At 38.0% G+C, this 15,174-nt stretch carries 9 protein-coding genes; 7 read left to right on the plus strand and 2 right to left on the minus strand.

The annotated features are described in order from the left end of the window. The 4 genes from DNK85_RS07400 to DNK85_RS07415 form a co-directional block, all read left to right on the plus strand. The coding region (locus DNK85_RS07400; RefSeq protein WP_119328946.1) for a peptidase domain-containing ABC transporter at positions 1-1,204 on the plus strand (1,204 nt) is incomplete at its 5' end. Between the two features lie 9 nt (positions 1,205-1,213). Next, complete coding sequence (locus DNK85_RS07405; RefSeq protein ID WP_119328947.1) at positions 1,214-2,629, plus strand: HlyD family type I secretion periplasmic adaptor subunit; 1,416 nt, start codon at positions 1,214-1,216, stop codon at positions 2,627-2,629. Positions 2,630-3,204: 575 nt separating this feature from the next. Further along, entirely contained in the window at positions 3,205-3,774 is a 570-nt protein-coding gene (locus DNK85_RS07410) for a hypothetical protein (protein ID WP_208123154.1), read from the plus strand. Between the two features lie 21 nt (positions 3,775-3,795). Continuing rightward, positions 3,796-10,428 (plus strand): calcium-binding protein, encoded by a 6,633-nt coding sequence (locus DNK85_RS07415; protein WP_119328949.1) that lies wholly within the window; start codon positions 3,796-3,798, stop codon positions 10,426-10,428. Here DNK85_RS07415 and DNK85_RS07420 read toward each other — a convergent pair. Next, positions 10,425-12,236: a peptidoglycan D,D-transpeptidase FtsI family protein gene (locus tag DNK85_RS07420; protein ID WP_162896590.1), complete on the minus strand. Its 1,812-nt coding sequence runs from the start codon at positions 12,234-12,236 to the stop codon at positions 10,425-10,427. The genes DNK85_RS07415 and DNK85_RS07420 overlap by 4 nt on opposite strands. A 191-nt stretch (positions 12,237-12,427) precedes the next feature. Here DNK85_RS07420 and tyrS point away from each other — a divergent pair, with 191 nt between their 5' ends. From tyrS to DNK85_RS07435, 3 genes are read left to right on the plus strand one after another with little or no spacing between them, the layout of a single operon-like run. Continuing rightward, positions 12,428-13,627: a tyrosine--tRNA ligase gene (gene tyrS, locus DNK85_RS07425; RefSeq protein WP_119328951.1), complete on the plus strand. Its 1,200-nt coding sequence runs from the start codon at positions 12,428-12,430 to the stop codon at positions 13,625-13,627. Between the two features lie 23 nt (positions 13,628-13,650). Next, on the plus strand, positions 13,651-13,848 hold the full coding sequence (locus tag DNK85_RS07430; RefSeq protein ID WP_119328952.1) for a hypothetical protein: 198 nt from the start codon (positions 13,651-13,653) through the stop codon (positions 13,846-13,848). A gap of 14 nt (positions 13,849-13,862) precedes the next feature. Next, complete coding sequence (locus DNK85_RS07435) at positions 13,863-14,492, plus strand: PDC sensor domain-containing protein (RefSeq protein ID WP_119328953.1); 630 nt, start codon at positions 13,863-13,865, stop codon at positions 14,490-14,492. Here DNK85_RS07435 and DNK85_RS07440 read toward each other — a convergent pair. Continuing rightward, positions 14,485-15,165 (minus strand): queuosine precursor transporter, encoded by a 681-nt coding sequence (locus DNK85_RS07440; protein WP_162896591.1) that lies wholly within the window; start codon positions 15,163-15,165, stop codon positions 14,485-14,487. The genes DNK85_RS07435 and DNK85_RS07440 overlap by 8 nt on opposite strands. Positions 15,166-15,174 lie beyond the last annotated feature (9 nt).

The raw sequence follows: 15,174 nt of genomic DNA on the forward strand, positions 1-15,174 counted from the left end.
TTTTGGAACTACTATAAAAGCGCGCCTTGATCAGGCATTTAAAGAAGGTGCCAAAAATCAAGCATTCTTGACTGAGTCATTAACTGGGATTCAAACGGTTAAATCATCAGCGATTGAGCCACAAATGCAACATAAATGGGAGGATAATCTGGCAAGCTACGTGCGAACTAACTTCCGCGCACGTAATTTAAGTAATATCACTTCACAAATCGCACAATTTATTAGCAAGATAACCACGCTTTTGATTATTTTTCTAGGTGTTAATCTGGTGATTTCAGGTGATTTAACCATTGGTCAGTTGATCGCTTTTAATATGCTTGCCGGACGTGTTACCAGTCCTATTTTAAAAGTGGTACAACTATGGCAGGATTTTCAGCAGGCACGTATTTCATTAAAGCGTTTAGGGGATATTTTAAACACAACAGCAGAGACATCTACCTTAAGTAATAATCAGCAATTAGCGCAACTATCTGGAGATATTGAGTTTAAAAATCTTACATTTCATTATGGGATAAACACACCAGCTGTATTAAAAGAGATTAGTTTCAAGGTGCAGGCAAATCAATCCATTAGTATTGTTGGGCGCTCAGGTTCGGGTAAAAGCACATTGGCAAAACTGTTACAAAAGCTTTACCTACCGCAATCAGGGAGTATTTTACTAGATGGTGCTGATACTTCAGCGTTAAGTGCTGTATGGTTAAGGCAACAGATCGGGGTGGTGTCACAAGAGAGTTTCTTATTTAATCGCAGTATTCGTGAGAATATTGCGCTGACATGCCCTGGTGCGTCATTGGATGTGGTGATCAATGCTGCCAAGTTATCAGGAGCTGATGAGTTTATTGTCAAATTAAAAAATGGTTATGACACCATCGTAGAAGAACAAGGTGCAAACTTCTCCGGCGGACAAAAGCAGCGTATTGCCATTGCTAGAGCATTGATCAATGAGCCTAAAATACTTATTTTTGATGAGGCAACTTCGGCTTTAGATTATGAATCAGAACGTATGATTCAACAAAATATGCGTGCAATCACTCAAAATCGCACAGTGTTTATTATCGCACACAGACTTTCAACAGTTATGCATTGCGATAAGATTGTCTATCTTGAATCAGGTAAAGTGATTGAAGAGGGCAGTCATGATGAACTGTTAGCAGTGGATGGTCACTATGCCAAGCTTTATCACGCACAATTTGCTAGCACATAGGGGGAGATCATGAGAGGATTATATCGAAAGATAGCACAACTTTATCACAGACTGGTGCGATGGCAAGACAGGCGCAATCAGCAAAAGGATGAGTTAAGTTTCTTACCTTTAGCACTTGAGATTGAAGAGAAACCACCGCATCCGATAGCACGCACAATGATGTGGCTTTTGGTTGTGTTGATCGTCATTGCTGTAGTGTGGGCATGTTTTGGCAAAATGGATGTTGTTGTTACTGCACAAGGTAAAGTTGTACCCGAAGCGCAGGTTAAATCAATTCAGCCACTAGAGAAAGGCGTGATTAAAAAGATTTTGGTGAAAGATGGTCAGTTAGTGACAAAAGGGCAAGTGTTGATTGAGTTAGATCAACGCGTTACTCAGGCTGATATAGATAATATTACACAACAGCGTAAGGTGGCCTACTTTATGTTGAAAGAGTATCAAAGTCTTTATCAATTGTTACAGTTGCCAACAAAGGATGTGCTGGCAAAAGTAGATATTGACGAACTATTGTTTACGGAAGTATTAACGCCACCAGAAAGAGCCGCTTTGATTGAGCTTATATGGCGTAAATGGCAGGCTTATAGTGCAGATATCGATTATCTTATAGCTGAGATCAATGCTGCAAAAGCCGAGAAGACAGCGCTAGAGATGCAACTTGAAATGCTCAATAAAACATTGCCAATTATTAGTGAGCAAAACAGCATGTATCAAACTTTGCATCAAAATGACTACGGCTCAAAAGCCGATGTACTACAAAGTCAAAAAGCAGTAATTGAGACTGAGCAAGCATTAGCGCAACACAAGGCAACGGTAGCGCAATTAAGTGCAAATATTAGGAGCAAAACCAGTGCACTTATGCGTGCTAAGGCAGACTATTTGGCGCAAGTGCTAGAGCAAATTGAATTAAATCAAAGGGATTTTAAAAGTTTAAGTAATGAGCTCCATAAATATCAACTGATGCAGCAGGCTCAAAGTCTAAGCGCTCCGCTTACCGGTTTTGTCCAGAACCTATCTGTGCATACCATTGGTGCAGTGGTTACCCCGGCACAAGTATTACTGCAAATTATTCCCAAAGACAGCCCGCTAGAAGTTAATGCCATGATCTCAAATAAAGATATTGGCTATGTGCATGAAGGGCAAAAAGTGCAAGTAAAGGTTGATACTTACCCCTTTACCGAATATGGATTATTAATCGGTGAGCTTATTGAGATAAGTGATGATGCGATTGAAGATCAGAATTTGGGATTGGTCTTTAAGGTCACCGCAAAGCTGGATCACACAACGTTGTACAAACAGGGGAAAGCATTTCCTATTCGCTCAGGGATGACAGTGTCAGTTGAGGTGAAAACCGGTGAAAGACGAATTATTGAGTATTTTTTAAGCCCACTAGCTAAGGCATTTAAAGAGAGTTTGCATGAAAGATGATAATGGGTGACGAGTATTAGAAACGCGATAATCACGACACTGTAAAATGGCTTGAGATAGGTATAATATTTTATACTCAAAGCCAGGGAGGACACCGTGCCCTGAATGAAGTCTACCTTGTGCCCTGAGCTAAGTCGAAGGGCATGCCAAGATCTATAAGGGCTTCGACTAATGCTCAGCCCACGTTTACGTAATACAGTTGTGGGCAATATTGCTGTTTGCAGTACGCTTATGCGTAAGAAGGATTTTCCAAAAATTAAAGAATAAAATTTGATCTTTAGAGATAATGATCTAGGCTTAATCCGAGGCAACTCTATTTTATATCCCCCGCGCTTGACTTCTTATCATATGGATTGATTATGCTAAAAGCTGATTTTTGAAGGCTTGGAAAAAATAAGCAACTAATGAAACTGATAGAGCTCATTGGTAAACGCATTTAACCAAATAAAGGCGGGTAGGCAACGTTTATGTTAGCAAATACAGGTAACAGAAAGCACAAGCGTTTCAAGTTGATAATAATTTTATTTTATGGATTTTTACTCTTGTTTTGTGTAGTGACGTATATATCAGACAAATTGGCAACAGGGATCTTTGCAAGTGCGCCCATTGATTTATCCAAACCTTCTGAAGTGACGCTGGATTATTTTATTTGGTTTCCTGGGAAATATGAGTTAGTTCTGAAACTGCAAAAAAGGAATAGTCAAGATTTTGATTATATCAAGACGCATTTATTTAATGCCAGTAATTGTAGGAGGCTTGGTCCATTATGTATTAAATATCAATTTTTTTGGGAACTTTATCAAGATGATGAAGTTCAACAGTTTGGTGTTAGTACTGAGCAAACCTTAGCTTATGGCGGATGGTATGCTCGTGATTCAATGGCTAAAGGCATTATAGATATTCATTTAAGTTTTGGTTGGCAGAAGCTTCAAATTAAATATAAAGGAGGGCTTGAAACATTTGTGAGATTCAAGCCAACAATTAAATTGCTAAGCGGTGGTTTAAAATCAGCTCAATCAAACTTAGCAGGCTTGCTAATATGGGGTAATGTGTTTGCAATGCTATTTATCTGGCCGTTTTTAGTATTAAGTTTAATTGTTAACAACATTATTTGGTTATATAAAAAGTCTAAAAATAAAAAATAAAGAAAGTTAAGGAGAGTGACGATGAGTAATAAAGTATATACTGTAACCATTATTTCAGATGGTTTATTAGGTGGTGAACCAAAGGGTTATCACACGTGGTTAAAAATATCAGATGGAACGAAGGATGGAACTATAATTTATAGTTATGGCAAAAGGGAAGGGGCTATAGATGGAAATATTATAACCGGAATATCTGGCGCAATACGTCCAAAAGGAGAAACATTAGAACGAGAGTTAGCATCGAGTCGTTATGAGGGTTATATTACTGAGGCGCAATATCTGGCAATGCAATCGAAAGGTGACTATATAGTGGATAACCCACCATTATATCGTATTTATCCATATGGCTATTCAGATAATTGTGTGGAGGTTGCATCAGAGATATTAGCAGCTGCAGGCATTAATATCTTAAAAGGTTTTACTACGCCAACAGCAGTTATTGGGCAAATTGAGATTTTAAATGATATTTCAGATCATAATGATGTCTTTATCAACCCAAATAGTTATCAGGACTATATGCAACAACGCTTATTAAGCGACTTGTTATCGAGTGAACCAAGATATGCTGGAGATATTGCAAAACAATTGTCAATTTTGTCAACTGAGGAATATTTTAATGGTGTTAATCGTTTAACAATGGGAGGTCCAGAGGGGCTTCATTCAATAAATTATGCAGATATTCTATCAACACTTTCTGAGCTAATTCGTAGTGATATGAGTATTATTGCTAAAGCAGATACACTCTTGTCTAATCTATTAGAACAAATTTCAGGAAATAAGAATATTACAGCACAAGAGTTTAATTATTTGTATAATCAGATGCTAAGTGTCGAAGGAATAACATTTAGTGGGTTGCTAGCAGCCCGAGATAGATTGTCAGATTTTAAAAATATATTTGGTCAATTTGATGATGTAGAGGATATTTTATCAAAGGACCTTAAAGAGCTTGAGCATTTGCTTGATCGGGTAAGAGACAGTGGTCTTGTGGATAGCCTTATTAACAGTGATTTCACCGCCGCAGCCAATGCAGTACCGTTGCGAGCTGATCCACTGATTTTTGATTTAGATGCTGATGGTATTGAAACAGTTACTGCTGATGGCAATGTACTATTTGATCACAATGGGGATGAAGTGAAATATGCCTCAGGTTGGGTTGGTGCTGATGATGCTTTACTGGTACATGATTTGGATCAAAATGGACAGATTGATAATGGATTAGAGTTATTTGGGGACAATACCGTTAAAGCAAATGGAGAGAAAGCCACAGATGGTTTTGATGCGCTATCAGATTTGGATGATAATGCCGATGGTGTTTTTGATCGTAATGATACAGCATTTGGTGAGCTTAAATTATGGCAAGATAGCAATCAAGACGGTGTCGTGCAAGATGGTGAGCTTAAAAGCTTAGATGATGTAGGTGTTTTAAGCGTTGATTTAAATGCGATTGATGATGGTAGTGGCGCAACCGGTGGCGTGATTGCTAAGAAATCAACTTATAACACAGTCAATGGTGAGAGCTTTGTCGTCGCGGCTTTAGATTTTAATGCCAATTTATTTTATCGTGAATATCATGATGATTTTAATCACCAATTTTCTGAAGAGCTAGAGACTATGGATTTGGCTTTTAATATGAAAGGATCAGGGGCTGTTAGAGACTTAAATCAAGCGGCATTACTCAATCCAGACATTGCTAATGTTGTGCAAAGTATTATACAAACAGATAGCTATCAACAGCGAAAAAGTTTATATCAAACGCTTGTCAGTGCATGGGCACAATCAGCTGAAGGGTTTACATCAGCTATTACAACTTTGGAAGGGTTAGTGCTCGACTCTGGTGCAAAGGTTGGCTTTGAAATTAGTGATGAAACACGTCAGCGTTTAGAGAGGATTGCTGTACTTGAAGCATTTAATTTTAGTCATATGCTGGACTATACTCTCATCGAGAATGGGGCAAACTCAGAGATTCGTGTGTCCATTGGTAATTGGTCAAATGTGATGAGATTTAATAGTAATGAAGATTTAGTGCTAAACGATGCGATGTTTATAGGTTTCCCACAGCAAGCACCATTGATTAATAGTGCGTATGATAAATTGCTGTTGTCTGTTGAGAATAATGTTTTTAAAGCACACGACTATCAACGCTTTGTTAATATGATTGAATTTTATATCGATGATCAGGGGAAATTAGCGATAAGTTTTGAGGCTATTGATCAGTATTTTATGGATAGTGTACAGATTGATACGATTGCTACAGTCGGTTTGTTATTATCGCTTAACACGATAGAAAATAATCAGCTATCAGCGCTTGGTTGGGATAGCAACAAAACCTTGGCAAATATGTTAAGAACGATTGATAGTAATCAACTGTCTGAGCTATCACAAATACAATCATATCGCTTTAAAAATGGTGTGATTAGTGACATACATATGCTTAAGGAGTCTATAGAACACACTATTCAAGGCAATGAAATTGTCATTGGTAGTGATCAAAATGATGTGATCAACCCGATAGATACCTCTAGATGGTACACAACAAGTCCAAGCGGTAGTTTAGCATTTAATTATGTTGATGGCGGTGATGGTGATGATTGGATCTATACCGAACGTGGACATTTTTATAACGATATTATTTTTGGTGGCGATGGTAATGATTTCCTAGTATCAGATATGCCAACCTATGATGAAAGAAGACAATATTATTCTAGTGAGTATGTTACTGCTGATGCGTTATATGGTGAGGCGGGGGATGATGTCTTGCATGGAGGTGGCAGCAATAATATTTTAGATGGTGGTGAGGGTAACGATGTGATTGTTGCCAGAGCTGGAAACAACAAAGTTTTTGGTGGTGATGGCAATGATATTATTATATCAGGAGCTATGCTATCAGAAGTATATAACAGCATTACTGACGGCGGTGTGAGTGGGGAAAAATTTCTAGCAAATAGCTATACCATAACGGAAGCTGGTAAAGGCAATGATATAATTGTTAGTGGTTATCGTAATCAATCGACTTATATTTACCATTTAGGTGATGGGCATGATGTTATTTTGAAGAATGCCTTTTTGGATGCGCAAGGGCGTATTGGCTTTAATTATGATGGCACTTATATAGTGGATTATCTATTTAGTGATAAAGATAAGGGAGCAATTAATGACATTTTTAATGATGTATTACGTTTCTCTGCTGGCATCACTCCTGAAACTATTTCTCTTAAAAGGATTGAGTATGATTTGCAATTAACAATCAATGAGCATGATAGTGTTAGGCTTACTAATTTTTATAAAGCGCTTGATGATTATGTCGATTTAGGCAAAGTATCACGGATTGAGTTTGCAAGCGGTACAGTTTGGCAACGAGGAGATGAGGTTTTTAATATTGCACCTGAGAATGTTCATTATGTGGGGACTGATCAGGCAGATAGCTTTCATGGGACGATTGCTAATGATATTTTAGAAGGGGTATCTGGAAGTGATCATTTATATGGAGGTAAAGGCGATGATGAGATTTTTGGTGGTGAGGGTGATGATCGATTATATGGCAATGACGGAGATGATATATTAAATGGTGGGCAGGGCAATGATCTTTTAGTTGGAGGGCATGGGAATAATCGCTATATATTTGGCATAAACTTTGGTAGAGATGAAATTCAAGTCACTCACTTGTACAGTAGTGGGCAGTTCGTGAATGATACCATAGTGTTTACAGATGGAATTATGCTTGATGATGTATTCTTTGTTAAAAATCTAGATGATCTTATTGTTAAGCATGCAAATAATCAGGATGAGATTGTGTTAAAAAACTTTTACACCACGACAGCGAATTACCGCTCAGGTGTGAACCAGTTTATTTTCGCCGATGACGCAATAGTCGATAGATCCCATAGGTTACTTGATCCAGCTACGGTAAGAGGAACACCTTATGATGATAAGCTAATAGGTAGTAATGAAAATGATTTGATGTATGGGCAAGATGGGAATGATAATTTAGAGGGAAATGCTGGTGATGATACACTTGATGGCGGTTTGGGTAATGATCGATTAATAGCAGGAGCAGGCAATGATACTTTAATCGGTGGCAAAGGTAATGACTATCTGTATGGTGAAACAGGGCATAATCGTTATGTTTTTTCGGCAATGGATGGAGAAGATAAAGTTAAAAAAGTGGATTTATCACGACAAATCACTGGGAACAGCTCAACGTTAGTATTTAATGAGGGTATCCAATTAAGTGATTTTAATCAGATCAATTTAACGTCATTTTCGCAACTTCATTCAAAGCTAGGGGAGCGTTATCTTAAGTGGCATATCAAAGATTTAATATTCATTTCCGAGAAGAAAGGACTTAATATTACCCTAGTAGATTATGGCATGACCAAAGATTATGATGAGGATAAACGGGACTATTCTTCATCGACATATCTTGAATTTAACAACGGCACCGAGCGTTGGCAACTAACGCCACATAAAGCCATGAGCATGGAGGTCAATGGTGAGGAAAGGACCTTTCATAACAGTGTGACTTTAACACGCTTTGATGAGGTTGAGCAGGTGAACTATATTCAAGGAATTGGCAAGCGTGAGTATTTGCAAGGCACTGAAGGTAACGATATTTTAGATGGAGGTGGAAATCATGATTATCTAGCGGGTGGTTTAGGTGCTGATCGTTATGTGCTATCTAACCTTTCTTTCAATGATGATGTGATTGTTGCCGATGTGTTGAATGCTGAAGACGCTGTTTTGCTTAAAGACATTGCGATGGATGTGCTGTATTTTCTACGTGAACAGGACGATCTTTCTATCATTGCATTCAACAGTGATTTTGAGCAAGCGGGCAGTTATCAAAATAATGGTAGCTTTTATCGCAGCAGTATCAAGCTTAGTGGTTATTTTGCCGGCTTAAGTGTTGAAACCATTATTGACAGCGCGGGTAATACGCATTCAATTGCAGAGCTATTAAATGATGAAAGTAAATATAGTGCCATGAATGATAGTTTACATCGCATAGGTAGCAGGGGTGATGACTATATCGAAACCTATGCAGGTAATGATGTTATTTATGCCAAAGCCGGTAATAACTGGGTTGATGCGGGTCAAGGGAATAATACCATTACAGCTGGAAGTGGTGATGATCGAATAGATGTTGGTGATGGTGATAACTTGATTAGGGCAGGGCATGGTGAGAATGATATAGAGACTGGCAATGGCAACAACAGTATTAGAACAGGAAAGGGCAATGACACTATCTATGTGGGTAAGGGTGATAATATCATTAAAGCGGGACATGGTGAAAACGCCATTCAAGCAGGTAGTGGTGACAATCAAATCTATGGTGGCGCTGACTATGATTATGTTTACGTTGAAGATGGCAATAATGTAATTAAACTCGGTCATGGTGATAATGAACTGGATACGGGTGATGGAGATAACATAATCTATGCAGGGAATGGGGATGATTCGGTGAATTTGGGAGATGGTAATAACACCGTGAAATTAGGAGCCGGTGATAATCAAATATATGCTTATAATGGTGACAATATCATTATGACAGGGGCAGGTGATGATTACATTGAATTAGGCGATGGTCATAATGTCATTCGTGCCGGACATGGTGATAATGAGATCGATGTGGGCGATGGAAATAACCAAATTTATAGCGGAAACGGTAATGATATTGTGTATGCCTATGATGGTGATAATGTGATTAAAGCTGGCCATGGTGACAATGAAGTCTATGCAGGCAATGGTAATAATAGGATCATCACAGGTCGTGGCGATGATCTTATTGAAGTTCAGGGTGGTGAAAATATTATTCGCGCAGGTGCTGGAGATGATGTCATTACCATTAACAATAATGACTATGGTGAAGTTACTCATGTACTTTATCCTGGGCAAATGCCCGCTGATGGAAATAGCGTATATCCAATAGTTTATGGAAATACCATATATGCTGGAGGTGGGAGTGATATTGTCAATAGTAAAGAGGGAAGTGATATGATTTATGCTGGTAAGGGCAATGATATTATTTATGCAGGTGCTGGTGATGATACAGTTTATGCACAATGGGGAGATAACACTTTGCATGGTGATGCTGGAGACGATAGGTTATATGCAGGAAATGATGGTCAAGATCAGCTTTTTGGTGGTCAAGGTAATGATATGCTTCGTGCTAGAAATGGTGATGATTTGCTTGAAGGTCAAGAAGGAGATGATAGATTGATCGCCCATGGGGATAACAATATCCTAGTTGGTGGTGATGGCAGTGATCAATATCAAGTCAACTTCAAGAATGCCAATAGTACGGTCATCAATAATTACGATAGTGATGGTAGTTCTGATTTTATGAAGCTCAATGGTGTAAAAACAACGGATCTAAGATTTTATCGTGAAGTAAGCAGCTTAATGATTAAGAATTTGGCAGACAAAAATAAACCCAAAGAGATCATTGTAACGGACTGGTTTGAATCTCAAGATCATCAAATTGATGAGATTGGGGTTGGTAAATTTGTACTAAGCAACAAACAGATTGATGTGATTATTCAAACACTAGCTAGTTTTAATGTCGAAAGTGGAGTAGGTGAAGATCTTTTAAACAAAGAGCAGCAAGATGAGATTAAAAAAACACTGACAAATGCCTGGATGCCAAAATCTGCCTAATTATCAGCAATAATCTGTAATAACCACTTTTTATTTCTATTTAATAACTCGTATTCACTTAATGGTTGTTGATAAGGAACACCCATATATTGCAAGCTATGCTGCGCAATGCTGGCAAAGACAGGTGCCGCTGAAACGCCACCAAATTGATAAAAGTGGCTACCTTTAGGGTTGTTGATCCAAACGACAATTGAAAGTCTTGGATTTTTAACCGGAGCGACACCTGCAAAAATTGCGTTATATTCATTAACGAATTTACCATTGGCAACACGATGCGAGGTTCCCGTTTTGCCAGCAACATCAAAACCTGGGATATTAGCAAGTACTCCAGTGCCATGAATGCTGACCACTGTTTGCAGCATAGCTAATACCTCTTTAGTAATATCTTCAGGTAAGACTTGTCGGCAGTTGATATCACTTGAGTGTTTGGGCTTAATTAGACGCATAGGGCAAAGCTTGCCATTGTTACCAAAAATTGTATAAGCATGCGCTAATTGTAATGCTGAGCTACTTAATGCATAACCAAATGAAAGGGTTGCAAACTCAAACTCGCTTAATGAGCTCAAAGGTGGCAGATAGCCATTGGTAGCAAGTGGGAAATCAATGGTTGATGGTTGCCCAAAACCTAAGCTTGACAAGAAATTATAAACTTTTTCTTTATCTAGTGTTAAGGTGACTTTGCTGACACCAACGTTACTGGATTTTTCAAGGATTTGTGTCAATGTGATATCCCCAAAGTTGGCATCATCACGAATGCGATGCCCATGTAAGAAATAGTAGCCTGGGCTAGTATCGATCATGCTATCGGGTGTATATTTACCTGAAAGAAGTGCTTGAGAGATAAAAAATGGCTTAATGGTTGAGCCAGGTTCAAAGGTTTCAATAACTGGTTGTAGGGCAATGGCTTTGCCAGTATGTTCATTGAAGTTGTTAGGATTAAAGCTCGGGTAGCTTGCAAGTGCCAAAATTTCGCCATTTTTTGGATCAACAACAACGGCAGCGCCCGAGTCGGCATTGGTATCAATCACGCCTTTTTTAAGGGCCTGATAAGCAAAGCTTTGAATATTACTGTCAATTGTTAAATAAATACTTTTGCCTAAATGATAATGTTGAGGTTTATCATTGAAACTTATGGCATGTCCCTTGCCATCCAAAGTACTGGACAAAGCACCTTCTTCAGCATGTAATTTATCTTGATAGGTCAGCATCAAGCCATCTTGCCCTTTATTGGAAATATTAGTAAAACCAATAAGGGGAGCAATTTCATTGGCTTTAGGGTAATAGGTTCTGTTTTGATCTTCAATCGCAACCCCTGGGATATTTAAGGCTTTTAAATCATCGATTTTTGAGGGTTCAACAAACTGTGCAGCGATATAATATTGTTTATTAGGATATTTGGCGATGAGCGTTTGAATGTCATTTAATGAAAGACCATCAATATTTGCTTCATTAATCTTTTGATATTTTTCAGGATAATCTTTTAAGACTTTGATATCTAAAATAACTTTATACAGATTCGTACTTACGGCCAACGGAATGCCATTGCGATCATAGATGATGCCGCGTGTTGCATCCAAATCAACGGTGCGATGACTTTCATTTTGTCCATGCTTGGACAGAAAGTCATGATCCTTGGTTTCAAGATAAAGTAGTCGATAAACCAGCACAAGAAAGACGGCAATAATAAGAAAAAATGTGAAGAGAAAGCGCCACTTATGCTTTGGTGCATGCTTAATTTTGTTGTCTGATAGCTTATTTTCTTTTAGTCGCTTACTGTTTTTGCTTTGCTTAGTGCTATATTGTCTCATGCATAAAAGTATCGTGGTCACTGTCACTGGCGCTGAGTTTACCGGAAAATGTAGCATTTAGCTAATTTAAGGCAGCATCTACAGCTAGAGTTGTTGATAGTTGTCAGTGGCAATTGCGTTTTGTAGCTAATATTGGTATACATAGAAGCAGTTTGGTGGGTATATAAATACAAAAAGGTAAAAAGATCACAATGTATCGCATTGAAGAAACGTTAAGTGTCATTAAGCGTGGCGCCGAAGAGGTGCTTTTAGAAGAAGATTTAATCGCTAAATTAAAGAAAAAAAAACCGCTTATTGTCAAATTTGGTTGCGATCCCACAGCACCTGATATCCATTTAGGGCATACTGTGGTGATCAATAAATTGCGTCAACTACAAGATTTAGGTCATGAAGTTCACTTTTTAATCGGTAATTTCACGGCACAAATTGGTGATCCAACGGGAAAAAATACAACGCGCCCACCATTGTCAGCGGCAGATGTCGAGGAGAATGCTAAAACCTATCAAAAGCAAATTTTCAAAATTCTAGATCAAGAGAAAACGATTGTTAAACGCAATGGTGACTGGTTTGATCAGATGACAGCGAGTGACATGATTAAACTTGCGTCAAAACAGACTGTTGCAAGAATGCTTGAGCGTGACGATTTCTCTAAACGCTATAGGTCTGGACAAGGTATTGCAATTCATGAGTTTTTATACCCGCTAGTGCAAGGTTATGATTCGGTAGCGATGGTTGCTGATATTGAGTTAGGAGGTACGGATCAGAAATTTAACTTATTGATGGGGCGCGAGCTGCAAAAGCAAGCGGGACAAGAGCCGCAAGTGATTATCACTATGCCGTTATTAGAAGGATTAGATGGCGTCAAAAAAATGTCTAAATCAGCGAATAACTATATCGGTATTGAAGAGCCAGCAGATGAGATGTTTGGTAAAATTATGTCGATTTCGGATGAGCTTATGTGGCGTTATTATGAGTTGTTAAGCTTTAAGCCGATGACTGAAATTGAAAGCTTAAAAGAAGCGGTTAGCAATGGTGAAAATCCACGTGACATTAAGATTGATTTAGCCAAAGAGATTATTGCACGCTTTCATAGTGAAGATGCAGCACAAAAAGCGCATCAAAACTTTATTGATCGTTTTCAAAAGAATCAGATACCAGAGGATATGCCTGAAGAGACTATTACATTAGTGAAAGATAATATGCCAATTGCGAATGTTTTGAAGTTAGCAGGTTTGGTCTCAAGCACCTCTGAAGCGATTCGCATGATTAAACAAGGTGCAGTTAAAATTAACGGTGATAAGGTTGAAGATACACAGCTTATATTGAAACAAAAAACGTCAGATATTTATCAAGTTGGCAAAAGAAAGTTTGCCAAAATCACATTGATATAGTCAGCAAAGGAGTAAGAGGAAAAATGGAAAAATTTATTCAGGAAGTCTTAGTTATTTTTGTGATATTGACGGCATTGATGGTGCTTTATCATGTGTTTATCTTCTTATTTTGGATTTTATTAGTTGCCATTGGTGTGGCGATTGTTTATCGCGTGATTAAATTCATTGTGTCATTGTTTTTACCAAAGAAAGATAATGTGGCTGAATACGAAGACTTATAATTGACTGGTGTAGCATGAAGCAGCTAAAGGCATTAATATTAAGTGTGATGTTGGTGATACTTGTTGCTTGCAGTAATCAAGATAAGGAAGCATTGAGTAAGTCTGATATTGAGACAGGTAAGTATGCCGATGTGCTAAAATCGCATTTGGCAGTGCGTCAAGCACAATTAAGCGAGCTCTTTGCTAGTAATCGTATTATACAAACGCTAATGCATGCTAATAAGCGCTTAGCTGAACAGAGACCATTATCTGAAACGCGTTATCAGGCAATTGACCAAAATATGCAAAAAATGCGTGATACCTATAATGTGCAGCTATTACTCTATAATGCCTGTGCGGTTAAACTAAAGCAGTTTCAGGCAGAGCATCCTGCTTTTGTTGAGATTTTTGTCACCGATTTATCTGGCATGAATGTATGTCAAACCAATATGACAACAGACTTTTATCAAGCAGATGAAAAATGGTGGCAGGTAGTTTATCACAATGGTGTGGGAAAGCTGTATTATGGTGAGATTGAATATGATGGCAGTGCCTCAGAAGTAGTCGTACCGATTTATATGCCTATTTATGCACATAAAAAACTCATTGGTATTGCCAAAACTTTGGTGGCAATTGAAGATATAAAACTTACTGAATTTAATTGATGAGATTAACTACGGTAGGGCGGTATATATAGTATTTAGCTGCATAAACAATGGCATAAGTAATTGGAATTGCAAGGATGCAGAAAATGGCCTTAGAGCCAAATGAACCAAGAATTAATGTGGTTTTATCAGGAAATGACCAAAAGACGATAGAGATGAAAATCACGGAATCAATAAATTGACCCAAAATGCTTGAGAACCCTGAACGCAACCATAAAAAGCGCCCTTTAGATAGGTCTTTGATCGTCTGAAAAATGAAAACATCAAGGAATTGTGAAATAACAAAACCAATCACTGTGCCTAAGATCACAAGGTTACTTTTGGCTAAGACATGGGCATAAACACCTTGGTCATGCCAGCCAGTGGTATGTGGCATGATGACGGATAGCTCAATAATTAGCACGAAAATTATCTGACTGATGACGCCAAGAATTGAAACAAAGTAAGCTTTCTTTTTCCCATATAATTCGCAAACGGCATCAATAATAGGGAAAGTGAAAAGAGCAAAAATAATGTTTGAAAAAGGAAAGCTAAGTCCTAGATAGACGGGTTTTGTCGCAGTTATTGCTGAAGAAGTCATTGCACAGATAACTATCATTGATAGGATTAATAAAATAATAATGTCTTTATTGACAAATGTGTCATCTTGTAAGAAGTGCTTCTTTGTTGTCATTATCATGTC

This window comes from Cysteiniphilum halobium, assembly GCF_003574425.1.
Lineage (GTDB): Bacteria > Pseudomonadota > Gammaproteobacteria > Francisellales > Francisellaceae > Caedibacter > Caedibacter halobius.